Source organism: Micromonospora sp. NPDC018662, from assembly GCF_044391475.1.
Taxonomy (GTDB): Bacteria; Actinomycetota; Actinomycetes; order Mycobacteriales; family Micromonosporaceae; genus Micromonospora.
Genome location: NZ_JBISAC010000006.1, coordinates 66,966 through 88,939, shown reverse-complemented (window position 1 = coordinate 88,939; position 21,974 = coordinate 66,966). Strand labels below are relative to the sequence as shown.

General features: G+C 71.2%; 25 protein-coding genes. 13 read left to right on the top strand and 12 right to left on the bottom strand.

Annotated features, from left to right (window positions below; genetic code table 11):
• Window positions 1-5: 5 nt before the first annotated feature.
• From ACH495_RS19230 to ACH495_RS19220, 3 genes are read right to left on the bottom strand one after another with little or no spacing between them, the layout of a single operon-like run.
• Complete coding sequence (locus tag ACH495_RS19230) at window positions 6-1,649, bottom strand: extracellular solute-binding protein (RefSeq protein ID WP_396859091.1); 1,644 nt, start codon at window positions 1,647-1,649, stop codon at window positions 6-8.
• 30 nt (window positions 1,650-1,679) lie between these two features.
• Window positions 1,680-2,567 carry a carbohydrate ABC transporter permease gene (locus ACH495_RS19225; RefSeq protein WP_396859090.1) on the bottom strand — a complete coding sequence of 296 codons (888 nt, stop codon included), beginning with the start codon at window positions 2,565-2,567 and terminating at the stop codon, window positions 1,680-1,682.
• Entirely contained in the window at window positions 2,564-3,553 is a 990-nt protein-coding gene (locus ACH495_RS19220) for an ABC transporter permease (RefSeq protein ID WP_396859089.1), read from the bottom strand. Before ACH495_RS19220 ends, ACH495_RS19225 begins: the two co-directional genes overlap by 4 nt.
• 117 nt (window positions 3,554-3,670) lie before the next feature.
• Between ACH495_RS19220 and ACH495_RS19215 the strand changes: the two genes are divergently transcribed.
• Window positions 3,671-4,675, top strand: coding sequence for an acetylxylan esterase (locus ACH495_RS19215; protein ID WP_396859088.1), 1,005 nt, complete (start codon window positions 3,671-3,673; stop codon window positions 4,673-4,675).
• An 80-nt stretch (window positions 4,676-4,755) separates the two neighbouring features.
• Here the strand turns inward: ACH495_RS19215 and ACH495_RS19210 are convergent, their stop codons facing one another.
• Window positions 4,756-5,850 (bottom strand): cellulose binding domain-containing protein, encoded by a 1,095-nt coding sequence (locus ACH495_RS19210; protein ID WP_396859087.1) that lies wholly within the window; start codon window positions 5,848-5,850, stop codon window positions 4,756-4,758.
• A 399-nt stretch (window positions 5,851-6,249) separates the two neighbouring features.
• Between ACH495_RS19210 and ACH495_RS19205 the strand changes: the two genes are divergently transcribed.
• Complete coding sequence (locus ACH495_RS19205; RefSeq protein ID WP_396859086.1) at window positions 6,250-6,582, top strand: YciI family protein; 333 nt, start codon at window positions 6,250-6,252, stop codon at window positions 6,580-6,582.
• Here ACH495_RS19205 and ACH495_RS19200 read toward each other — a convergent pair.
• Window positions 6,579-6,938 (bottom strand): hypothetical protein, encoded by a 360-nt coding sequence (locus ACH495_RS19200; protein ID WP_396859085.1) that lies wholly within the window; start codon window positions 6,936-6,938, stop codon window positions 6,579-6,581. The genes ACH495_RS19205 and ACH495_RS19200 overlap by 4 nt on opposite strands.
• A gap of 140 nt (window positions 6,939-7,078) precedes the next feature.
• Between ACH495_RS19200 and ACH495_RS19195 the strand changes: the two genes are divergently transcribed.
• Window positions 7,079-7,348 carry a GlsB/YeaQ/YmgE family stress response membrane protein gene (locus tag ACH495_RS19195; protein WP_396859084.1) on the top strand — a complete coding sequence of 90 codons (270 nt, stop codon included), beginning with the start codon at window positions 7,079-7,081 and terminating at the stop codon, window positions 7,346-7,348.
• 123 nt (window positions 7,349-7,471) lie between these two features.
• On the opposite strand, the gene ACH495_RS19190 is transcribed toward ACH495_RS19195, so the two are convergent.
• From ACH495_RS19190 to ACH495_RS19175, 4 genes are all read right to left on the bottom strand, one after another.
• A complete protein-coding gene (locus ACH495_RS19190) occupies window positions 7,472-8,647 on the bottom strand; it encodes an SGNH/GDSL hydrolase family protein (RefSeq protein WP_396859083.1) in 1,176 nt (391 codons plus the stop codon).
• Between the two features lie 70 nt (window positions 8,648-8,717).
• Window positions 8,718-9,557, bottom strand: coding sequence for a sugar phosphate isomerase/epimerase family protein (locus ACH495_RS19185; RefSeq protein WP_396859082.1), 840 nt, complete (start codon window positions 9,555-9,557; stop codon window positions 8,718-8,720).
• Window positions 9,554-10,717, bottom strand: a complete 1,164-nt coding sequence (locus tag ACH495_RS19180; protein WP_396859081.1) for a dihydrodipicolinate synthase family protein — start codon at window positions 10,715-10,717, stop codon at window positions 9,554-9,556. The genes ACH495_RS19185 and ACH495_RS19180 overlap by 4 nt, the downstream gene beginning before the upstream one ends.
• Window positions 10,714-11,865, bottom strand: coding sequence for a Gfo/Idh/MocA family protein (locus ACH495_RS19175; RefSeq protein ID WP_396859080.1), 1,152 nt, complete (start codon window positions 11,863-11,865; stop codon window positions 10,714-10,716). Before ACH495_RS19175 ends, ACH495_RS19180 begins: the two co-directional genes overlap by 4 nt.
• Before the next feature lie 117 nt (window positions 11,866-11,982).
• Between ACH495_RS19175 and ACH495_RS19170 the strand changes: the two genes are divergently transcribed.
• The 9 genes from ACH495_RS19170 to ACH495_RS19130 all read left to right on the top strand — a co-directional run bounded on the left by ACH495_RS19170 (window position 11,983) and on the right by ACH495_RS19130 (window position 18,193).
• Entirely contained in the window at window positions 11,983-13,014 is a 1,032-nt protein-coding gene (locus ACH495_RS19170) for a LacI family DNA-binding transcriptional regulator (RefSeq protein WP_396859079.1), read from the top strand.
• A 68-nt stretch (window positions 13,015-13,082) separates the two neighbouring features.
• Window positions 13,083-13,604, top strand: coding sequence for a pyridoxamine 5'-phosphate oxidase family protein (locus tag ACH495_RS19165; RefSeq protein ID WP_396859078.1), 522 nt, complete (start codon window positions 13,083-13,085; stop codon window positions 13,602-13,604).
• A gap of 165 nt (window positions 13,605-13,769) precedes the next feature.
• On the top strand, window positions 13,770-14,903 hold the full coding sequence (locus tag ACH495_RS19160) for a hypothetical protein (RefSeq protein ID WP_396859077.1): 1,134 nt from the start codon (window positions 13,770-13,772) through the stop codon (window positions 14,901-14,903).
• Complete coding sequence (locus tag ACH495_RS19155) at window positions 14,881-15,306, top strand: hypothetical protein (RefSeq protein ID WP_396859076.1); 426 nt, start codon at window positions 14,881-14,883, stop codon at window positions 15,304-15,306. Before ACH495_RS19160 ends, ACH495_RS19155 begins: the two co-directional genes overlap by 23 nt.
• Window positions 15,303-16,055: an alpha/beta hydrolase gene (locus ACH495_RS19150; RefSeq protein WP_396859075.1), complete on the top strand. Its 753-nt coding sequence runs from the start codon at window positions 15,303-15,305 to the stop codon at window positions 16,053-16,055. The genes ACH495_RS19155 and ACH495_RS19150 overlap by 4 nt, the downstream gene beginning before the upstream one ends.
• Window positions 16,056-16,059: 4 nt before the next feature.
• On the top strand, window positions 16,060-16,632 hold the full coding sequence (locus ACH495_RS19145; RefSeq protein ID WP_396859074.1) for a histidine phosphatase family protein: 573 nt from the start codon (window positions 16,060-16,062) through the stop codon (window positions 16,630-16,632).
• A complete protein-coding gene (locus tag ACH495_RS19140) occupies window positions 16,629-17,177 on the top strand; it encodes an AAA family ATPase (RefSeq protein WP_396859073.1) in 549 nt (182 codons plus the stop codon). The genes ACH495_RS19145 and ACH495_RS19140 overlap by 4 nt, the downstream gene beginning before the upstream one ends.
• A 1-nt stretch (window position 17,178) precedes the next feature.
• Window positions 17,179-17,985, top strand: a complete 807-nt coding sequence (locus tag ACH495_RS19135) for a Cof-type HAD-IIB family hydrolase (RefSeq protein WP_396859072.1) — start codon at window positions 17,179-17,181, stop codon at window positions 17,983-17,985.
• Window positions 17,986-17,995: 10 nt separating this feature from the next.
• Window positions 17,996-18,193 (top strand): hypothetical protein, encoded by a 198-nt coding sequence (locus ACH495_RS19130; protein ID WP_396859071.1) that lies wholly within the window; start codon window positions 17,996-17,998, stop codon window positions 18,191-18,193.
• A gap of 10 nt (window positions 18,194-18,203) precedes the next feature.
• Here ACH495_RS19130 and ACH495_RS19125 read toward each other — a convergent pair whose 3' ends face one another.
• Genes ACH495_RS19125 through ACH495_RS19115 form a run of 3 tightly spaced genes read right to left on the bottom strand, consistent with a single transcriptional unit; the run spans window position 18,204 to window position 19,639 of the window.
• Window positions 18,204-18,935 carry a class I SAM-dependent methyltransferase gene (locus ACH495_RS19125; protein ID WP_396859070.1) on the bottom strand — a complete coding sequence of 244 codons (732 nt, stop codon included), beginning with the start codon at window positions 18,933-18,935 and terminating at the stop codon, window positions 18,204-18,206.
• Window positions 18,936-18,948: 13 nt separating this feature from the next.
• Window positions 18,949-19,272, bottom strand: a complete 324-nt coding sequence (locus ACH495_RS19120) for a hypothetical protein (RefSeq protein WP_396859069.1) — start codon at window positions 19,270-19,272, stop codon at window positions 18,949-18,951.
• A gap of 46 nt (window positions 19,273-19,318) precedes the next feature.
• The gene (locus tag ACH495_RS19115; RefSeq protein ID WP_396859068.1) at window positions 19,319-19,639 is read right to left on the bottom strand and encodes a DUF6119 family protein; all 321 of its coding nucleotides are present in this window, start codon (window positions 19,637-19,639) and stop codon (window positions 19,319-19,321) included.
• A gap of 295 nt (window positions 19,640-19,934) precedes the next feature.
• Between ACH495_RS19115 and ACH495_RS19110 the strand changes: the two genes are divergently transcribed.
• Window positions 19,935-21,845 (top strand): N-6 DNA methylase, encoded by a 1,911-nt coding sequence (locus ACH495_RS19110; protein ID WP_396859067.1) that lies wholly within the window; start codon window positions 19,935-19,937, stop codon window positions 21,843-21,845.
• Window positions 21,846-21,974 lie beyond the last annotated feature (129 nt).

Below are 21,974 nucleotides of genomic sequence, written 5' to 3'. Positions count from 1 at the left end.
CCTCCTCACCCGTGGTTCTTGCGGTACCGCTCGTACGCCTTGTTGACCAGATCGGTGTACGCCTGCGCGTTCTTGCCCTTCAGTTCGGTGACGTAGGCGTCCCACTCGCTCAGCGGGCGCTGGCCCAGGGCGAACTTCAGCGTGTTCTGGGTGACGTAGTCCTTGAGCGCCGTCGCCCAGAGCGTGGTCTGCTCGCGCTCCTCATCGGTCAGCGGTGCGGGCGGCGGCGTCACCCAGGGCGCCGGCTTGCGGCCGTTCATCTCCCGCTGGAACTCCATCTCCTCGGGCGAGAAGAACGACTGCACCAGGTCCAGCTTGCCGCCGTACGCGAAGACGCCGTTGGCGAAGCCGAAGTCCTTCTGGAGGTGCTTGGTGCCCTTGGGGTTGAGCCCGACGATGTCGACGTCCGGGGTGGGGGCGCGCCGGCCCGAGGCGTCCCGGGTGTAGGTGGTGCCCTCGACGCCCCACTTGGCGAACTCCTGGCCGGCGTCGGAATACCAGAGCCAGTCGATGAACTGCATCATGGCCACGAAGTTCTTGCCCTCGCGGGCCTTGCTGGAGATCATCACGCCGTTCTCCAGCCGGCTCGCCGGGTTGACCGGGCCGGCCGGGCCGATCGGGAACATGATCTTCTTCAGCCGGGCGTTCGGGTTGATCTTCGCGATGTCGGGGCGGTAGTCGTTGATCAGGTTCTGCGCGTTGGTGCTGATCACGAACGACTTGCCGCTGGCGAGCTTCTGGCGGGCCTGGTCGTCGGTCTGGGTGAACGTCTCCGGGTCGAGCAGCCCTTCGGCGACCAGCTTGTGCAGGAACTCCACCACCTGCCGATACTTGTCCGACGCCGCGGTGAAGACATACTTGCCGGCGTCGGCGTCCCAGCTGGTGGCCTGGTAGTTCCACCCGGCGCCCTGCAGCCCGTACGACAGGGCGAGCATGTTCAGCAGGTTGCCGGCCGGGTTGGGCTTGCCGAACCGGTCGGAGAACGGATGGACGTCCGGGTGGGCCGCCTTCATCGCCTTGAGCATGGCGTACACCTCGTCCCAGGTGGTCGGGGACGGGATGCCCAGCTGCTCCAGGACGTCGGTGCGGACCGCGAGCGTGTACTCCTGCCAGGGCTTCTCGTGCAGGCCGGGCAGCAGATAGAACTTGCCGTCCTCCTGCCGAAGCGTGTCGATCTCCGGCTGGAGCCGCCACCTGTCGAGCTTCTCCTTGAAGTGCGGCATCAGGTCGAGATAGTCGCTGACCGGCAGGATGGCGCCGGACGAGACGTACGAGTTCTCCTGCGGGTGGTAGGTCTTCGGGATGATCAGCGGGGCGTCCCCCGAACCGACCAGCACGCTGCGCTTCTGCTCGTAGTCGCTGAGCGGCACGGCGACCGGGTCCAGCTTCACGTTGGTCCGCTTCGCCAGCTCCGACCAGAACAGCCACTCCGGCTTGAGCGGATAGTTCGGGTGGTTGTTGTAGAGGATCGAGAACGTCACCGGCTCGGTGGCCCGGAACTGGTCGCCGACCCCGTACTTCTCCATCGCGCCGGCGCGGTTCCGGTCGAGATCCTTCTGGTCGGGGTCGTCGTCACCGCATCCGGTCAGCGAGACGACGGCGGCCGCGCCGGTGGCGAACAGCACCTGACGTCGGGACAGCTGAACCATGGGTGTTCCCTTCGGTTGGTGGCGGCACCGCTATCCCTTGACGGCGCCGAGCATGATTCCGGAGACGAAGTAGCGCTGGATGAACGGGTAGACCGCGAGGATCGGCAGCACCGTGAGCACGATGGTCACGGACTGGATGGTCGCGGCGGACTGCACCACGTCGTCGGCGCCGAGGCCGCCGCCGGTCTGCGTGGCGTCGGTCGCGCCCACGATGAGGTTGCGCAGGTAGACCGTCACCGGGAGCAGGTCCTGCCGGTCCATGTAGAGGAACGCGGCGAACCAGGAGTTCCAGAACGAGACGGCGTAGAACAGCACCATCGTGGCGACCATCGCCTTGGACAGCGGCAGGACGATCCGCAGCAGCGTGCCGTACGTGTTCAACCCGTCGACCGCGGCGGCCTCCTCCAACTCGACCGGCAGGCTCTCGAAGAACGCCTTCATCACCAGCAGGTTGAACACGTTGATGGCGTTGGGCAGCGCGACGGCCCACACGGTGTTCTTCAGGCCCAGGCTGGTGACCAGCACGTAGTTGGGGATCAGGCCGCCGGTGAAGAACATGGTGAACACGGCGATCCCGACCAGCGCGGTCCGGCCCCGCAGGTCCTTCTTCGACAGCACGTACGCGTAGCAGGTGGTCAGCACGATGGAGATGAGCGTGGCGACCACCGTGTAGACGACGGTGTTGCGATAGCTGATCCAGAACGCCGGGTCGGACGTCACCACCCGGTACGCGGTCAGGTTGAACCCGCGCGGCACGAGGTTGACCTGCCCGGCGACGATGTACGCGTTGTCGCTGAGCGAGCGGGCCACGATGGTGAGGAACGGGTACAACGTCACCACCACCACACCGGTGAGGACCACGGCGTTGACCGCCTGGAAGACGCGGTAGCCCCGGCTGGGCCGGGGGCCGGTGGTCACCACAGGCTCGTCCCCACCGCGCGCCGGGAGATCGCGTTGGCGGACAGCACCAGCGTCAACCCGATCACGGCCTCGAACAGGCCGATCGCGGCGCCGTAGCTGAGGTTCCCGGAGACGATGCCCACCCGGTACAGGTAGGTGGAGACGACGTCCGCGGTTGGGTAGGTGAGCGGGTTGTAGAGCAGCAGGATCTTCTCGAAGCCGACCGCCATGAACGTGCCGATGTTGAGGATCAGCAGCGTCATCATGGTCGGCCGGATGCCGGGCAACGTGACGTGCCAGGTCTGTCGCCACCGGTTGGCGCCGTCGATGCGGGCCGCCTCGTAGAGGTCGCCGTCGATCGTGGTGAGTGCCGCGAGGTAGAGGATGGTGCCCCAGCCGACGGTCTGCCAGACCTCGGAGGAGACGTAGATCGACCGGAACCAGCCGGCCTCCTGGATGAACGGGACCGGTTGCCCGCCGAACGCGTCGACCAGTTGGTTCACCGTCCCGTCCACGGACAGCAACTGCATGACCATCGCCGCCACGATCACGATCGACAGGAAGTGCGGCAGGTAGGACACCGACTGCACGAACCGTTTGAGGACTCGGCTGCGCACCTCGTTGAGCAGCAGCGCGAGCACGATCGGCAGCGGGAAGCAGAACAGCAGCGTCAGCGCGCCCAGCACCAGCGTGTTGGTGAAGACGTCCCAGAACGTGGGGTCGGTGAAGAACAACCGGAAGTAACGCAGGCCGGTCCAGTACTCGCCGAACACGCTGCCGCCGGGCCGGTAGCGGCGGAACGCGATCACGTTGCCCAGCATCGGCAGGTAGCGGAAGACCAGGAAGAACAGCAGCGGCAGGACGGCCAGCGAGTAGAGCTGCCAGTCCCGCCGCAGCGCCCGGCGCCAGGGCCGGCGTCGACCGGGGCGACGCCGGCGGTCCGGTCGCGGTGCCGGTGCCGCCGCCGTCGGGGCGAACCGCGCCTCCGACCGTACGGATGTCATCCGCCCTCCCACCGTGGCCGAAAGCTTCCGGTAATGGCCCGTAAGCTTTCCGGAAATTTATGGTCATCGCTTGATGGATGTCAAGGCAATCGATGTCCCAGTCGCCGTGGAGGATCCGTGCCCTTCTCCGACCTGCCGCTCGACCAGCTCCGGCACTACCGGCCGGCCGTCGCCGAGCCCGCCGACTTCGACCGGTTCTGGCGTGCCACGCTCGACCGGGCCGCCGCCGTCCCGGTGCTCCTCGACGTCCGGCCCGAACCCACCGGCCTGAAACTCGTCGACACCTGGGACGTGACGTACGCCGGCTTCGACGGCGAACCGGTGCGGGCCTGGTACACCCGCCCGGCGGGCGTCGACGAACCGCTGCCGGCCGTGGTGGAGTACGCCGGTTACGGCCGCGGGCGGGGCCTGCCGGGGGAACGGCTGACCTGGCCGGTGGCCGGGTACGCCCACCTGCTGATGGACAACCGGGGCCAGGCCGGCCGGTACGCCCGCGGCGACACCCCGGACCCGCACGACGCGCCGGGCGGCCCGACCGTCGCCACCCGGGGCATCCTGAACCCGGACGACTACTACTACCGCCGCCTGATCACCGACGCGGTGCGCGCGGTCGACGCCGTCCGCGCGCTGCCCGGCGTCGACGTCACGCGCGTCGTCGCGGCCGGGAACAGTCAGGGCGGCGGGCTCGCCCTGGCGGTGGCCGGCCTGGTCGGCGACCTCGCCGCGCTGCTGGTCACCGCGCCGTTCCTGTGCCACATCGGCCGGGCCGTCCAGCTCACCGACGCGTCCCCGTACGGCGAGATCGCCCAGTACCTGGCGGTCGACCGCGAGGTGGAGGAGGCGGTCCGGCACACGCTCTCGCACGTCGACGGCGTCGCCTTCGCCCGCCGGGCCGCCGCCCCGGCGCACTTCGGGATCGGCCTGCGGGACGACGTCTGCCCGCCGAGCACCGGCTTCGCCGCCTACAACCAGTACGGCGCCGCCGCCGGCGGCCGGTCGGTGACACCGCGCCGCGAGATGCACACCTACCCGTACAACGGCCACGAGGGCGGCGAGGCGTTCCACGTGCGGCGTCAGCTGAGCTGGCTCGACGCGGTGCTGCGAGACACCCTGCGGGCCTGACCGCCCGGCTGGTCCCGGTGCGCCCGGCCGGTGGGGCCGGGCACACCGGGGCAGCGGGTACGGCGCGGGCCGGCCTCGGATCAGCCGACCGAGCAGGGTGCGCCGTTCAGCGTGAACGCCGCCGGCTTGCCGGTGTTGCCGGTGTGGGTGGCCTGGAAGCCGATGTCGACGGAGGCGCTCGGGGCGATGGCGCCGTTGTAGGAGACGTTGCGCGCGGTCACCGCCCCACTCGTCGGCGCGTAGGAGGCGTTCCAGCCGCCGGTGATGGTCTGCCCGGCCGGCAGCGTGAACGCCAGCGCCCACCCGTTGACGGCCGAGCCGCCGGTGTTGGTGATCGTGACGGCGGTGGTGAGACCGCTGCTCCAGGCGTTGACCGTGTACGCGACGCGGCACCCGCCGGCCGGCGGCGGGGTGGTCGGCGGGGGAGTGGAGGGCGGCGGGGTCGAGGGCGGCGGGGTGGTGGTCGGGGGCGTGCCGTCGCTGATGCTGCCCGGCACCGACCGCAGCGCGTTGTACCAGACGCCGGCCATCTTGGTGTAGCCGCCGGCGTTGGGGTGCACGCCGTCGGCCAGGTCGGCGAGGGTGAGCGCGGCGTACATGTCCACCAGGTGCACGCGCCGACCGGCGTCGGCCCGGCTCTTCACGATGCCCGGGATGGCCGCGTTGTACGCGCGGACCTGCGTGTCCGCGCCGGACTTGGGGACGATCGTGGAGACGAAGACCTCGGTCGTGGGCGACGTCGACGTGATGTGGTCGACGAGCGTGGCGAGCCGTCCCGGGGCGCCGCTGGTGTCGCCGTACATGTCGTTGGTGCCGATGTGCAGCAGCACGGTGCGCGGGTTCGTCGCCCGCAGCCAGCTCACCACGTTGGCGTCGATCTGGGCGATGGTCCACCCGGAGTGCCCCTCGTGGTCGTGGTCGCCCAGGCTGCTCGGGCCGTTGAACTGCGAGCCGACGAAGTCGATCCGGTAGCCGTCCGCCGCCAGCCTGCGCCACAGTTCCGTCCGGTAGCCGCCGGGCACGTTGAACCCGTCCGTGATGGAGTCGCCGAGCGGCATCACCCGGACGCCCCCGTTGGACTCGGCGCTCGCCGGGCCGCCGGCCATCGTCGCCGCGGTGGTCAGGGCCACCAACGCGGCAGCCGCCGCGCTCCACAGTCGAAATCTTCGGATCATCGGGTCCTCCGCAGGGGATCGGTCGTGCGCGTGCGTCACCGCGGTCGCCGTGGCACGCGCGAAGGCGGACCGGCCGGTGGTGACGGGACGGGAAGTGGTGATGCGCGGCGCGGAACGGCCGACCGGGACCCGGGCACCGGTGTGCCGCACGCGGAGTGTCGCCGGGATGGCGGCCCGGCTGCTGGCGGGAGCATGCCCTCCGCTCCCACCGAGGCCACGCTACTGAGACTTCGATAACGTTGTCAATCGAAGCATCTGAATCGATTTCGGCCCCCGGAGGTGCGTGTCGGCCGGGCGCGGTCCGCCTCGAACGGCGGCCGACGCGCGCCGTTACGTGACGCGGCGAGCAAGAGCGTGGTAGGCAGGTCCAGGACCGCAACCGCGACGGAGGGGCCCGGCATGCCGACGTTCATCACCATCGGGTACGGCGACCAGGACGGCTACGACCGCACCGACCCCGCGGTACGTGACGCGGCCCACGCGCACGACGAACGGCTGCGGGCCGCCGGCGTCCGGATGGGCGTGGCCGGCCCACCGGTGCAGGTGCGCAACCCCGACGGCGCGGGCACCGAGGTGCGGGACGGGGCGTTCCTGACCTCGGCGCTGCCGATCGGTGGGTTCGCCGTGATCGAGGCGGCGTCGATGGCCGAGGCGATCGAGATGGTGTCCGGAACGCCGTGCGCCGTCGCCCACGGCGTCGTCGAGGTGTGGCCGCTTCGGGACACGCCCTAACCGAGCCGGCGCAGCGCGGCGTCCAGGGTGTCCTCCGGTGTGCTGTTGAACGCGATCGCCGCGCCGGGCGCGTGCCGGTGCACCAGGTTGACGACCTCTTCGAAGAGGTCGAGCAGCGGCTCGTGCTTCCGGATGCCGCCGCCGACCACCACGCAGGCGTACGCCCGGCGGGTCAGCGCCGCCGCGATCGTCTCCTCGGTGTCCGCGTCCGGTGCGACCAGGCACAGGTCGGCCTCGATCCCGTGCTCCGCGAAGCGGGCGTGACCACTGTCGATCGCGGCCACCACCGGCGTCGGGTCCCAGCCCGGGATCCGGGCCGGGTCGAGGCCGATGACCAGCACCGGGCCGCGTGCCATGCGTCCTCCTCGGGTGCGCCGGGTTGCCCAGTCCATCACACCCCGCCGGCGGCCGTTCGGCCAGCCCGCCACCCGGTTTCGTCTTCCGTTGCCCGGGGCAATTGATCGACCGACCACCCCATCGTGGAAGGGCGACCATCATGCACGTCGGCGGCATCATCTCCGGCATCATCATCGGTCTGATCATCGGCGCGCTGGGCCGTCTGGTCGTACCGGGCAAGCAGACCATCCCGATCTGGCTCACCCTGGTCATCGGCGTGGTCGCCGCGCTCCTGGGCACGGCCGTCGCCGGCGCGCTCGACGTGGCCGACACCAACGGCGTCGACTGGATCGAGCTGCTCATCCAGGTCGTCTTCGCCGCGATCGGCGTGGCCGTCGTCGCCGGTGTGTACGGTCGCCGACGCATCTGATCCGACGCGTTCCCGCCGCACCTGACGGCGGCACCGGCCGAGACACCGTCACCCGGGCCGGCCCGGAGCGGCCCGCGAGCGCCCCGGACCGGCCCGCGGCTCAGTCTCGGACCGGCCCGCCGCTCAGGAGCCGTCGGCGGCGAACGGGCCGCCCGGGCCGAACGCCAGCGCGGCGAAGCGCTCGCCGATGCGACGGTCCGCCACCGGGTCGGGGTGCAACTGGTCGGGCAGCGGCAACTCGGCGAAGTCCGCCTCGCCGTAGAGTTCCAGCCCGTCCAGGTAGTGCAGGTTCGGGTCCTCGGCGGCCCGGGCGGCCACGATCCGGGCCAGCTCGGCGCGGATCACCCGCAGCGTGAGCTTGCCGGCGGCCGCCTCGGCCGGGTCACCGGTGGCGCGGAACTGCAGCGTGCCGCTGCTGAGGTCGGCGGCGCCCGGCCCCGGCGTGTCCTCCTGGATCGGGCACAGGATCGACGACACGACCAGCAGTGGCGTGTCCGGGTGCCCGTCACGCAGCGTGTCGAGGAAGCCGTGCACCGCCGGGGTGAAGGCGCGCAGCCGCATCACGTCGCTGTTCACCAGGTTGATGCCGATCTTCACGCTGATCAGGTCCGCCGGGGTGTCCCGCATCGTCCGCGCGGTGAACGGGTCGAGCAGCGCGCTGCCGCTGAACCCGAGGTTGACCAGCTCCACGCCGGCGAGCCCGGCGGCGATCGCCGGCCAGGTGCCGGTGGGGCTCTCGGCGTCCGAGCCGTGACTGATCGAGCTGCCATGGTGCAGCCACACCCGCCGCCCCCGGTCGCCGACGGCCTCGACCGGCGCGTCGGTGCGCAACGCCACCAACTCGGTGATCTCCCGCTGCGGCAGCCAGATCTCCACCTCCTTGTCGGTGGCGGGCAGGTCGGCGAAGCGGACCGCGGCGACCTGGCCGGTGTCGGTGGTCACCGCGCCGGTGGACAGGTCGATCGTGAGCACCTTGCCGCCGCCGGCCGTGGCCTGCCCGGCGAGACGTCCGTCGACCAGCAGGTCGTAGCGACCGTCCGGGCGCGGCGGGGTGCCCCGGTAGACCATCTTGGTGGCGAGCACGTCCAACTCGACGGTGGTGGCGCGGGTACGGAACACCAGCCGGACGCCGGACGGCATCGCCTCCGCCATCGCCACCTGCGGGTCGGTGTTCTGCGCCCGGGCCCACCCGGGCAGCCGGTGCGGCAGCACCCCCTGCGCGGTGCGTTCCAGGTCGAGCGCGCCGCGCAGCAGCTCGGCGGTGATCGGCGTGGTGATCGAGGGATGCGGGGAGGTCATGCTCCGATCTTGCCGAGCCGCCGATGCGGCGGCAAACTGAATTGTCCGACAGGCCGGACTCGTGCGCGTCTCAGTCGGCCAGCACCAGGTCGACGTAGCGCTCGACCATGGTGGCGAGGACCCGGTCCGGGTCGGTCGCCCACACCTCGGCGTTGAAGATCTCCACCTCGGTGTCGCCTGCCCACCCGGCCGCCTCCACGGCACGGCGCAGCGGCGGGAAGTCGATGTGCCCGTCGCCCATCATGCCGCGCCCGAGCAGCACGTCGGCCGGCAGCGGGGTGAGGAAGTCGCACACCTGGAAACTCGCGATCCGGGCGCCGGCGCGGGCGATCTGCCGCCACACGTCCGGGTCCCACCAGACGTGGAACGTGTCCACCACGACGCCGACCTGCTCGACCGGGAACGCCTCGGCCAGGTCGAGCGCCTGCCCGAGCGTGGACAGCACCGCCCGGTCGGCGCAGTACATCGGGTGCAGCGGCTCCAGCGCCAGGCGTACGCCGCGCTCGCCCGCGTACGGGGCCAGCTCGGCGAGCGCGTCGGTGACCCGCGCCCGGGCGCCGACCAGGTCGCGGGAGCCGGGCGGCAGGCCCCCGACGACCAGCACCAGACAGTCGGTGCCGAGGCCGGCCGCCTCGTCGATGGCCCGCCGGTTGTCGGCCAGCGCCGCCGTCCGCGCGGCCTCGCCGGCGGCGGTGAGGAACCCGCCCCGGCACAGCGACGACACCCGCAGCCCGGCGTCCGCGACGAGCGCCGCGGCGGCCGGTACGCCGATCTCGGCGACCGGTTCGCGCCACAGCCCGATCGCCGGGATGCCGGCCCGTACGCAGCCGTCGACCGCCTCCCGGACCGACCAGCGTTCGGTGGTGCGCTGGTTGAGCGACAGCTTCGCCAGCCTCGGGTCGGCGGTCATCCGGTCACCCCCGCCACGGCCAGGTAGCCGCGCATCCGGTGCGCCGCCAGCTCCGGGTCGAGCAGCAGCCCGGCGGCGTCGGCCAGCCGGAACGTCTCCACCAGGTGCGGCACGCCGCGCCCGCCGTGCAGCCCGCCGACCATGGTGAAGCCGGGCTGCCGGCCGTTCAGCCAGGACAGGAACGCGATGCCGGTCTTGTAGTACGGCGTGGGCGGGGCGAACACGTGCCGGGACAGCGGCACGGTCGGGTCCAGGACCGCCCGGAAGCCGGCCGCGTCGCCGGCGTCGAGCCGTTGCAGCGCGGCCGACGCGGCCGGGGCGATGGCGGCGAACGCGCCGAGCAGCGCGTGGCTGGACCGCTCGCCGTCGCCGGCGATCAGCTCCGGGTAGTGGTAGTCGTCGCCGGTGTAGACCTTCACGGTGGGCGGCAGCAGCTCGCGCAGCCGCACCTCCCGGCCGGCGTCCAGCAGCGACACCTTCACGCCGTCGATCACGTCGGCGTGCGCGTGCACCAACGCGACGAACGTCTCGGTGGCGTCGTCCAGGTCGGTCGAGCCCCAGTAGCCCGCCAGCGCCGGGTCGAACATGTCGCCGAGCCAGTGCAGCACCACCGGCGCGTCGGCGGCGCCCAGCACCTGCTGGTAGACCCGCAGGTAGTCGTCGGGTCCGGTGGCGAGCGCGGCGAGCTGCCGGCTGGCCATCACCACCGCGACCGCGCCGCACTCCTGCACGAACGCGACCTGCTCGGCGTACGCGGTGACGACCGCGTCGAGCGTGTCGGGCACGCCGGTGAGCTGGTCGGTGGCGGCCCCGGCGACGATGCGCCCACCGCAGGCGGCGGCCTCGGCGGCGCTGCGCCGGATCAGCTCGCGGGTGGCCGCCCAGTCCAGCCCCATGCCGCGCTGCGCGGTGTCCATCGCCTCGGCCACGCCGAGCCCCCACGACCACAGGTCGCGCCGCACCGCGAGGGTGGCGTCCCAGTCCAGCCGCGCGGGCACGCCGGGGGCGTTGTCGGCGTACGGGTCGGCGACCACGTGTGCCGCCGCGTACGCGATCCGGCTGGCCGGCGGCGCGGCCGGCCGTTGCCAGCCGGCCGGTTCGCGCAGCGTCCGCGTCTCGGTGCCGCCGCCCGGGGTGGGCAGCGTGATCCGGACGGTCACCTGTCGATCTCCTCGATCTCGACCCGCCGCCCCTCGCGGGCGGAGCGCAGCCCGGCCTCGGCGAGCTGCACGCCGCGCACCCCGGCGAGGAAGTCCCAGGGGAACGGGTCGCCGTCCACGACGTGCCGCAGGAACGCCTCCCACTGCACCTTGAACCCGTTGTCGTAGTCGGCGTTGTCCGGCACGGTCTGCCACTGCGCGCGGAACGACTCGGTGACCGGCAGGTCCGGGTTCCACACCGGCATCGGGGTCGCGCCGCGGTGCTGGATGCGGCAGTCGCGCAGCCCGGCCACCGCGCTGCCGTGCGTGCCGTCGACCTGGAACTCCACCAGCTCGTCCCGGTGGACCCGGACCGCCCAGGAGGAGTTGATCTGCGCGATGATGCCGCCGGCCAGCTCGAAGATCCCGTACGCGGCGTCGTCGGCGGTGGCCGGGTAGGTGACGCCGTTCTCGTCGACGCGTTCCGGGATGTGCGTGGCGGTGACCGCGGTGACGGCGGTGACCCGGCCGAAGATCTGCTCCAGCACGTAGTGCCAGTGCGGGAACATGTCGACGGTGATGCCGCCGCCGTCCTCGGCGCGGTAGTTCCAGCTCGGCCGCTGCGCGGCCTGCCAGTCGCCCTCGAACACCCAGTAGCCGAACTCGCCGCGCACCGACAGGATCCGGCCGAAGAACCCGCCGTCGACAAGCCGCTTGAGCTTGCGCAGGCCGGGCAGGAACAGCTTGTCCTGCACCACGCCGTTGCGGACACCCCGGGCGGCGGCGAGCCGGGCCAGCTCCAGCGACCCGGCCAGCCCTTCGGCGAGCGGCTTCTCGGTGTAGACGTGCTTGCCGGCCTCGATCGCCGCCCGGATCGCCTTCTCCCGCTGGGCGGTCACCTGCGCGTCGAAGTAGATCTGGTGGGTGTCGTCGGCGAGCGCCGCGGCCAGGTCGGTGGTGTACGAGGTGAGCCCGTGCCGGTCGGCGATCTCGGCGAGCCGGGCCTCGTTGCGGCCCACCAGGGTCAGCTCCGGCCAGATGCGGCTGCCGTCGCGGGCGGGCAGCCCGCCCTGCTCCCGGATCGCGAGCAGGGACCGGACCAGGTGTTGCCGGTAACCCATCCGGCCGGTCACGCCGTTGAGGATGATCCCGATAGACGTGCGCTCCACGTGTGTCCTTCCGGGTGGCGGTCCCGCTCCTGAATGCGTTTTCAGTAAGCGCTTTCAGAATGGTACGGTAACCACGCCCGAACAGGCCGGTCAAGACGTTCCGCAGGGGGAAGATCGATGCAGCCTCGGACGCACGTGACGCTGGAGGACGTGGCCCGCGCCGCCGACGTCTCGCTGGCCACGGCCTCCCGCGCGCTCAACGGCATGCGGGTCACCCCCCAGCTGCGCGACCGCGTCCTGGCCGCCGCCGCGCAGCTCGCGTACACCCCGAACGCGCACGCCCGCGCGCTGGCCGGCGCCTCCCACCGCACCGTCGGGGTCATCTGCCACGACGTCACCGACCCCTACTTCGCCGCCATCGCCGGCGGCGTCATGCGGGTCGCCGGCGCCAACGACCTGATGGTCATGCTGGCCAGCACGCTCGGCGACCCCGAGCGCGAGATCGCGTACGTGTCGATGCTGCGCGCCGAACGCGCCCCGGCCATCCTGCTCATCGGCTCCGGCTTCGAGGACACCCGCTGGGAGCGGGCCATGGAGGCCGAGCTGAAGCCCTACCTCGACGGCGGCGGCCGGGTCGCCGTGGTCAGCCGGCACCGCAACCTCAAGGTCGACAGCGTGCTGCCGGAGAACCGGGCCGGCGCCGCCGCCATGGCCCGCGCCCTGCTGGAGCTGGGCCACCGCCGCTTCGCGGTGCTCGCCGGCCCCCGGGCGCTCACCACCGTCATCGACCGGCTCGGCGGCTTCCGCGACGAGCTGGCCGCCGCCGGCGTCACCCTCGACCCGGCAGGCGTGGTCGAGGGGCCGTTCACCCGCGACGGCGGCTACCAGGCGATGACCGACCTGCTCGCCCGCGGCTCGGACGCCACCTGCGTGTTCGCGCTCACCGACGTGATGGCCATCGGCGCGTACGCGGCACTGCGCGACCACGGCCTCTCCGCGCCCGGTGACGTCTCCGTCGCCGGGTTCGACGACATCCCGATCGTCCGCGACCTCACCCCGCCGCTGACCACCGTGGCGCTGCCGCTGCGCGAGATCGGCGAGAAGGTGATGGAGCTGGCGCTCACCGAGAACACCACCCGACGCCGGCGGATCCTGCGCATGAGCGGCGAGGTGGTCCTGCGCGGCAGCACCGCCAAACTGGGCGCGTGACGCCCGCTGCCCGGTCCGCCGTCCGCGCCCGCCTGACGTGAGCGCCGTCGGCCGATAGGGTGCCCGGGATGATCGACGACGCGCCGTTGACGAATCCGTGGCTGGCCGGGCCGACACCGACGAGGAAGCTCGACCGGCAGCGCCTCGAGGAACGCATCCTCAACCTGCTGTCCTCGCAGAACATGTGCGTCCTGGCCACCGCCGGCCCGGACGGGCCGCTGGCCACCCCGGTGCGCTACTACCCGCTCGACTTCACGCTGATGTTCACCGCCGCGCCGCGCTCGCCCAAGATGCGCAACATCGCCGCCGACCCGCGCGTGTCCGTCGGCGTCTTCGCGCCGTTGGTCGGACTGGCCAGCAGCCGGGGCGCCCAGGTGTTCGGCGCCGCCCGGGTGCTCGACCCCGACCACCCGGACCACGCGCACCACTGGTCGGCGTTCCGCTGGCAGAACGAGCACGTGGAGCGGGGCCGGTCGCTGGCCGAGCCACCCCGGGAGACGCTCGTGGTGATCGAGGCGGAACGCATCGTCTACACCGAACACTGGCTGCGCCGCGAGGGCTACGCTCCCCGCCAACACTGGCACCGCTGACCCCCGGCCCCGAGCGGATCGGTGGCCGTGCTCCGGCCGTGGACGGATACTTGCCTCAGCTCCGTACCCTGCGACCATGCCACCCCGCCCTGCAGGTGCGGTCGGGTCAACCTGTCCAGCTTCAGGGCCGTCCAGTCCGTGCGAAGTCCGGGAAGGCTGGAATCTTTGACCTGGTACAAGGACCTGAAGTTCTGGAAGGGCGCCCTGCTGGCGTTCTGGATCAGCCTTGCCTCGATGTGGTTGATCTACGAGATCCTGAGCTACTTCAGCGTCAAGCTGCCGTGGAGCCTGCAGCGGTCCCTGCCGTTCTTCGTGACGGCCGCGCTGTTCATCGCCATGACCCGGGTCATCGCCAGGCTCTCCGAGAGCCTGGCGATCGCGACGCAGTCACAGCGGCCGGCCGCTGACTCCTCGGACTCGATCCTCGCGATGATGAAGGACGCCGAGTCGAACTCACGCTGGGGGGAGATCATCAAGCTGGGTTCGGCGCTGTCGGAGGTGCTCTGGTACACCAGCCGCAAGAAGCTGCGCGTCGAGGTGGGGCACTTCCTCGAGGTTGCGGCACGGCAGACCAACAACAACGAGGCGTTGGCCCGGACGCTCATCGAGGACCTCGGCAACACCATCATGGGGCTGGGTGAGGTCAACCAGGGGATCTCCTACATCAACCAGGGGATCAAGGTCGCGGAGGACAACGGGCTGACCTTCCTCGTCGCCCGGGGATATCGCAACCTCGCCAACTGCTACTCCTTCAAGGGCGAGAGCGCGAAGGCGCGTGCGGCGCTGGCGAAGGCGTCAGCCGCCGCACAGCAGATCGGATCGCCGAGGGAGCGGCTCGAGGCCGATGGTGCCATCGCGTACGCCAAGTCGAAGATCTCCTTCACCGACGGTGACTATGCCGGTGCCATCTCCGCCCTCGACGAGACGCTGACCGTGTACGCGGACCTGGCGCAGCGGTTCCCTGAGACGGCGGCGGCGAACAAGGACCGGATCGTCAAGATCCACCGTGAGAAGGGAATCATCTATCTCAGGATCGGCACACCCGAGGCCCAGGACCAGGCATACGGGAGCTGCCAGATCGGTCTGCAGCTCGCCCAGGCCACGCAGAACTACGAGAACATCGTGCGATGCTGCTGCCTGATGGCCGGGATCCTCCTCGACAAGGACGCCTTCCCGGCCGCCGAGGGCATGATGAACATCGCCGCCAACAACATCTCGAAGATTGACACCCCGGCGATCGTCGACGAGTACAACCGGGTCAACCGGAGGCTGGTGAATGCCCGAACGGCCAACTCCTGAACGCACCGCCCTGGATGGGCAGGCAATCGTGGAGATCCTGCGGGACCTCAATCTCGCAGTGCGCCACCACTGGTTGGTCATGGGCGCCGCACTCGTGCTGCACGGCGTCCGCCCTACGACGTCCGATGTGGACGTCGCCGTTTCCGACGTCCTGTTCGGTCGGCTTGCCCGGGGGAGTTCGCCGCTACGCAGCCGTAGTGGTCGACCGAAGGTGGCGCTGCGGCCCAATGTGACGGCCTACCAGGGCTGGATTCCGTCGTCGTGGACCCTCGTCCGTGGCATCCAGGTTGCGTCGCTCGATTCGATCATCGAGGAGAAGCAGGTCTTGGCGCGGCCGAAGGACCTCAGTGACATCGATGCGATCAGGCGTTACCGTACACAGCGGAGGTCTGCCGAGTCGTGAGCAGAACCGAATACTTCGAGCTTCCCGGGGCCTTCGGCATGCTCCGAGGGGTGATCCATCATGCCTCTGCCGAGGTGTGGGTCATCATCGTTCACGGCTACTTCTCCTCCAACCGGGTCGGCCCCTACCGCCTGTACTTCGAACTCGCCGAGGCCTTGCGGCGCCGAGGCGTGACAGTGGTCCGAATGGACCTCAGTGGCATGGGCGAAAGCGACGGGCGGATCGAGGACATCCGTTTCGCGCATCATGTCTCCGACTTCGAGCTGCTGCAGCGCACGCTCCGCGCGAACGCCGCCCCCACCGATCTCCATGTCGTCGCCCACTGCGCCGGCTGTCATGTCGCTCTGGCGGCGCAGCGTCCGGACAACCTGCGAAGCCTCAGCCTGATCGCACCGTTCATCCCCGGGGACCGCGGGTTCGAGGGGGTGATGTTCACCCGGACGCAGTGGGAACAGCTCCGCGAAACCGGCAGCACCCTGCGCAAGGGGTGGTATTGCCACCGATCGTTCTTTGACTCCACTGAGGTGCTGCAGCGGCCGTTCGACGCGGCGCTACGGAGGATGACGACGCTCATCTACGCCGGAGAGGACGAGATGACGCCGGTTGCCGATTCCGAACGATGGGCGAACGAAAGACGGATCCGGCGCGCGGGCGTGTCGTCGGCCGACCATAACTTCACCGCGCGGGCCGTCCGTGACCGGCTCTTCGATCTCGTTTCCCGCACGGTCACCGACGCTGGCGCGGGATGACCCGATGTCGCGATTCCTCTTCATCCGACACGGCGAATGCGAGAAGAACCTCGATGAGGTGACCGGCGGTGACGGTGCGAAGCTCACCGAGCGCGGCGTACGCCAGGCCGAGCGGTCCGCTGCCGGTTTGGCCGCAGAACTGGCCCACCCGACGGTGCTCGCCTGCCCGGCCACCCAGACGGTCGAAACCGCCGCGATCATCGCGAGGGTGATGGGCTGCGACTATCGGATCGAGAGTCGCCTCGCGCCCGCCGACATGGGCGTCGTCGGCGGGTTGAAACAGACCGACATCGAGGCCCGTCACCCCGAATACGCGGAGCAACTGCTGCGCTGGCGCAGGCGCGAGATCGAAGCACACGAGCTACGGATCCGCGGCATCGAACCGCCGGCCCGCTTCTGGGCACGAATGATGGCGGTGCTGCGCGCGTACGACCGGAACGAGGAGGTCGTGGTCGTGGCCACCCGCTCGATAATGGTCTTCGCCGCCAACCTGGCGATGGGCCGCACGCCGGAGCCCGGTGGCGGATACAAGCACGTGAGCATCGGCCACTGCCAGACGGTGACGGTGAGCCGGTGACCCCGGCCGCCGGCTCCGCTCCTCGGTGCGTGCTGGTCACCGGAGCGATCGGCAGCGGAAAGACGACTGTCGCATCGACGCTGGTAGGCCGGTTGGCGCTTCCCTACGTGAGCCCCGATCTCTATTTTCATCTGCTCTTCCGCTGCGACTGCTGTTCGGCGGAGCAGCGCTACGAGCGCGCCCGGAACCTGTGCCGACACCGGCTCGACGGGTTCCTGGAAGCGGGTCGAAGTTTCCTCTGGGAGACGGTGGTGGCCAGCGACTGGAAGTGGGACTTCTTGAGCAGGTGCCGGCGTACGCATCTGCTCACCATCGTGTACGTCTCCGTCTCTCCGCCCGACGTGTGCGTCGAACGGGCGGAGCGCAGAGCGGAAGCGGGCTGGTATCGGGTGTCGTCCCAGAAGGTGCTGGCCAGTCACGTCAGCATGTCACGGGACCGAGACCGCCTGGCGGCGGTGGCGGAGCGCTTCATCTCCATTGAGAACTCGACCGACAGGGTGATTGGCCCCACGAGGGCACTGGAAGGGGCATTGATCAATGTATAGGTTGGCCGCGATCGATCTGGACGGGACGTTGTTGACTCCCGACAAGCAGGTCACCCCCCGCAGCGTCGAGGCGCTTCGCGCCTGGCAGGCGCGGGGCTTCAAGGTGGTGTTGGCCACCGCCCGACCCTTCTACCGGATCGGCACCTATCTGCGCATGCTCGATCTGGCGAACGAGCACAACTATGCGATCGCCTTCAACGGCGGCATGGTGATGCGGGCGGACGGGGGAGAGCGCCTCCACAGCCACTCGTTCAGCGCCGCAGAGATCGCCGATGCGGTCGCTTACGGGGGGTCGATCGGCGCGCCGATGTTCGTCTACACCGAGGACCGGATCGTCTCCAGCGAGGACAACGAGCTTTACCGCCGGAAGAACCCCGACGTCAACTTCGAGGTGTCCGAGGACCTGCGATCCGTGGACTGGACAGACCGTCCGGTCTACAAAATTGCCTATGTGGGGACGCCGGACGCGGTGAAGGAGATGCGGAAGGGGCTGCCCTTCGGATTCGAGCAGAAGTACGAGGTCTCCAGCAGCGTTCCCCAGTTCGTGGACCTGGTGCCGCGCGGCACGTCGAAGGCGAGGGCCCTGGAGATGGTCGCCGCGAGGGTCGGGGTTCTCGCCAGCGAGATGGTGGCCTTCGGCGACGAGGACAACGACGCCGCACTCCTCGGATTCGCCGGCCTGGCGGTCGCGGTGGGAAACGCCAGCGACGTGATCAAGGAAATGGCCGACGTCGTGTGCGGGCCGAACACGGATGACGGTGTGGCGCGATTCCTCGAGGGACTGCTCGCCGACGACCCGGACGGATGAGGCTGGAGCGATGAGGGACGCGCGGCCGGGTGACGCCGGGTCGGAAGTCGGCGATGGCTTCCCCTGGGCCGTTCTCGTGCGGGCGGCACGCCTCAGCGGCGTCGAGTGGGAGCACCTGGGCCGGCTGATGGAGCAGTCGGGGTGTGCCGCAGCGCTGTCCGACCTTCGCGCGGCGCACCCGGAGTTCGACGCCGAGGCGAAGTCGTGATCGGGAATGATCAGCGCAGGACCAGCAGGTCCAGCGCGTCGACCACCGGCCCGGTGTCGACGCGGGCGGCCTCGCGCAGGCGCGCGACTCCTGCGGCGTACTCGTCGTCGGTGATCAGTTGCAGCGGCGTGTGCGCCTCCCGGCGCAGCGTGGCCGCCGCCTCCCGCAGCGACGGCGCGGTGAGCTGCGGCACCGCCTCGACGGACGCGGTGGCGAAACCGGCGGCGGCGAACGCGGCCGAGACGTCGGCGACGGCGGGGTAGGTGTCGAGGACGCGTACGGCCTCCGGGAAGTAGCGGAACAGCGTGATCCCCTCGTGCCGGCCGGCGAACGCCGAGCGGATGAGCACCGGCGCGTGGGCCCGCACCACCCGGCGCAGCTCGCGCGCCGCGGCGGCCAAGTCGGGCACGTGGTGCACGACGGTGGACAGCCACGCGCCGTCGACGCTGTCGTCGTCGAGCGGGATGCGCGCGGCGTCGCCGGCCAGGACCGGCCGGAACGTGGCGCGGGCGCGCATGGCCGCGGACGGCTCCACGGCGACGACCTGCACGCCGGGGAACCAGGTGGTGAACGCGTGCGCCCAGCTGCCGGTGCCGGCACCCAGGTCGAGCAGCCGCAGGCCCGGCCGCGGGGCGAGGTGGCGGGTGACGGCGGCCCGCCAGGCGGTGAGGCCGTCGTCGGTGAGGTGGCGGGTCGCCGCGAAGGCTTCCGCATCGGTGTCGTCGTACGCGATGCGCGCCATGCCGCCGAGCCAACTACACGGCCGGCCGGGCGGCAAGCGTGACGACGACCGGACCGGTCTTCCACCATTCGGTGCGGTCGCGTCCCCGGGTCCGCTCGGGCGCCGTGCGGCAGCCGGTGCGGTGTGCTTCGGCGAGACGGGCGGCGTCGTCGAGGAGCTGACCGGCCGAGGTGAGCCGGTCGTAGTGGGCGGCGGCGAGCGCGAGCGCGACCGCGTCGTCGATGCGCTGGCACGTGGGGCACCCGGCACGCGGGACGTGGCGGCGCAGCGGGAGGACGCGGGCGTGCAGGGCGGCGGGGAGCAGGTCGAGGGCCTGGCGGAACTCGTCGGGGCGCACGGTGCCTCCTGGGTGGTCGGTGACGTCGGTGGACGGTGGCCCGCGCTCAGGCGGGTGTGATGGCGACGACCTCGACGTCGACGCCTTCGGCGCGCAGCGTCTGATAGAGCGCGACCTGCGCGAACGTGAACAGCGAGGTCGGGGTGAGGGTGCGCGCGGCGCTCAGCGCGATGACGTGGACGACGGTGTGGGGGCGGAAGTCCTCGGGCAGGTCCCGCCCTCCGGGCTGGGCGCGCACCAGGTCGCGGAACCGGCTACGCGCCTGGGCGTCGTAGCGCAGCGCGTCGAACGAGGTGACGCCCTGCGCGAAGAGGTGGCTGAGCGGGAAACTGCCCGACGCGCGTTTGACGTGGACAGCACGCCGCACCACTCGGCCCTGTCGCGCGGCGTGCTGCCGAGGACCAGGAGCGCCGGCGCGTTCCCGACCCGGTGCGGCGTCGACGCGAAGCCGTGCCGCCGCAGGTAGTCGGCGTTGAGCGCGCGGGCGAGGCCGTCGGCGGTGGGCGGCACCGTGAGCCGGTAGATGGTGGTCGGGTAGGTGCCCGCCGTCGTCTCGTCCATGTCGGCCTCCTCGGCGGTGAATTGCGACGGCGTCAATGAGAGCACCATCCGTGAACACTGTCAACGGATATGATGCTTGACGGGTGTGACACACTCCGAACGTGCAGGAGACACCGACCATCACCGCAGCGGAGATCGCCCGGCTCGCCGGTGTCGGCCGGGCCGCCGTCAGCAACTGGCGCAAACGCCACGGCGACTTCCCCGCACCCGTCGGCGGCAGCGCGACCAGCCCCGAGTTCGACCTCGCCCAGGTCGAACGTTGGCTGCGCGCCCAGGGCAAGCTCCCCGACCTCGCCACCGCCGACCGGCTCTGGCGGCACCTCGTCGCCACCAGCACCTCCCCGGCCGTCGGCCTCGCCGCCGTCGGCGCCTTGCTGCTCGCCCGTCAACGGTTAAGCGGGGGCCCCGCCTATACCGAATGCGTTAAGCGGGGCCCCCGCCTTAACCTCACCCCGCTGCTGCCCGACGTCGACGAGCTCGCCGACGAACTCGGCCCGCAGGGCGCCTTCGACGCGCTGTGGCAACGCTTCTCCGCCCCCGGCCCCGGCCGCGTGTCCGCCACCCCCGACGACCTGGCCGACCTGATGGCCGGGCTCGCCGACGTCGGCGGCGGCGCCGTGCTCGACCCGGCCGCCGGCACCGGCGCCACCCTCCGCGCCGCCGTGCGCGCCGGCTGCACCGCCGCGTACGGGCAGGAACTCGACAGCGACCTCGCCCGGCTCGCCGAACTCTGGCTGGCCCTGCGCGACGTGCCGGGAGAGGTGAACGCCGGCGACTCACTGCGCGCCGACGCCTACCCCGGGCGCACCTTCGACGCCGTGGTCTGCCACCCGCCGTTCGGCGCCAGCAACTGGGGCGACGACGAACTCGCCCACGACCCGCGGTGGATCGTCGGCACCACCCCGCGTACCGAACCCGAGCTGGCCTGGGTCCAACACGCCCTGGCCCACCTGCGCCCCGGCGGCCACGCCGTACTGCTGATGCCGCCCACCGTGGCCGGTCGCCGCGCCGGGCGGCGCATCCGCGCCGAGCTGCTGCGTCGCGGCGCACTGCGCGCCGTCGTGGCGCTTCCGCCGGGGGCGGCGGCGCCGCACGGCGTACCCCTGCATCTGTGGGTGCTGCGACGCCCGCCGGCCGACGCGCCGCCACCGGCGCGGACGCTGCTGGTCGACGCCGCCGCCGGCGACCTGGCGCGCGTCCTCGACACCTGGCGGGCGTTCGTCGCGGACGCCGACGTCGACGTCGACGAGCCCGGCTACGCCCGTGCCGTGCCGGTCATCGAGCTGCTCGACGAGGACGTCGACCTGACGCCCGCCCGTCGCCAACCCGCCGTCGTGGGCGAGGCGACCGGAGAGCATCTGGTACGCACCAGGGAGCGCCTAGCCGCCGTCGTCGCCGACCTGCCGGCGCTGATGCCACAGGCCACGCCCGCGCCCGACGGGGTCGACGGCGAGTTCCTCACCGTCGGCGAGCTGGTGCGTTCCGGCGCGCTGCACCTCCTCGGCCCGATCCGGGGCGTGCCCGGCGGCGGCGGTGAGCCGACCGGTGACGGGCGGCCGGTGCTCACCGCGCCCGATGTGGTCACCCGCAGCGAGCCCTCGGCCCGCGGCGGCCCGCTCGGGCAGGAGATCCCCCTGGCCGTCGGCGACGTGGTCGTGCCGGTGATCGCCCGGCAGCTCACCGCCCGCGTGGTGACCGCCGAGGGAGCCCTGCTGGGGCCCGGTCTGTACCTGCTGCGGCCCAATCCGGCGGTCCTGGACCCGTGGTTCCTGGCCGGGCAGTTGCGGACGTCGACGAATGAGCGGCAGGCGTCGAGCCTGTCGGGGACGCTGCGGTTCGACGTGCGGCGGGCACAGGTGCGGCGGGTGTCGCGGGAGGAACAGGGGGCGTACGGGGAGGCGTTCCGGCGGCTCGACGCGTTCGAGTCATCTATCCGACAGGTGGCAAAGCTGGGCGACGATCTGGTGCGAGCGGCGGCGGAAGGACTCGCGACGGGCCGTCTGCGGCCCTGAATCCGCAGGGACCTCGACGCTCTCAGTTACCCGAACTGACCGCACTCGCGGGTGGTGCGGTAGGCGAAAGACCTGCTGACGAACCCACGCCGTGTCTCGTTTGCGCAAGAAACGGTGACCGCTAGTGGT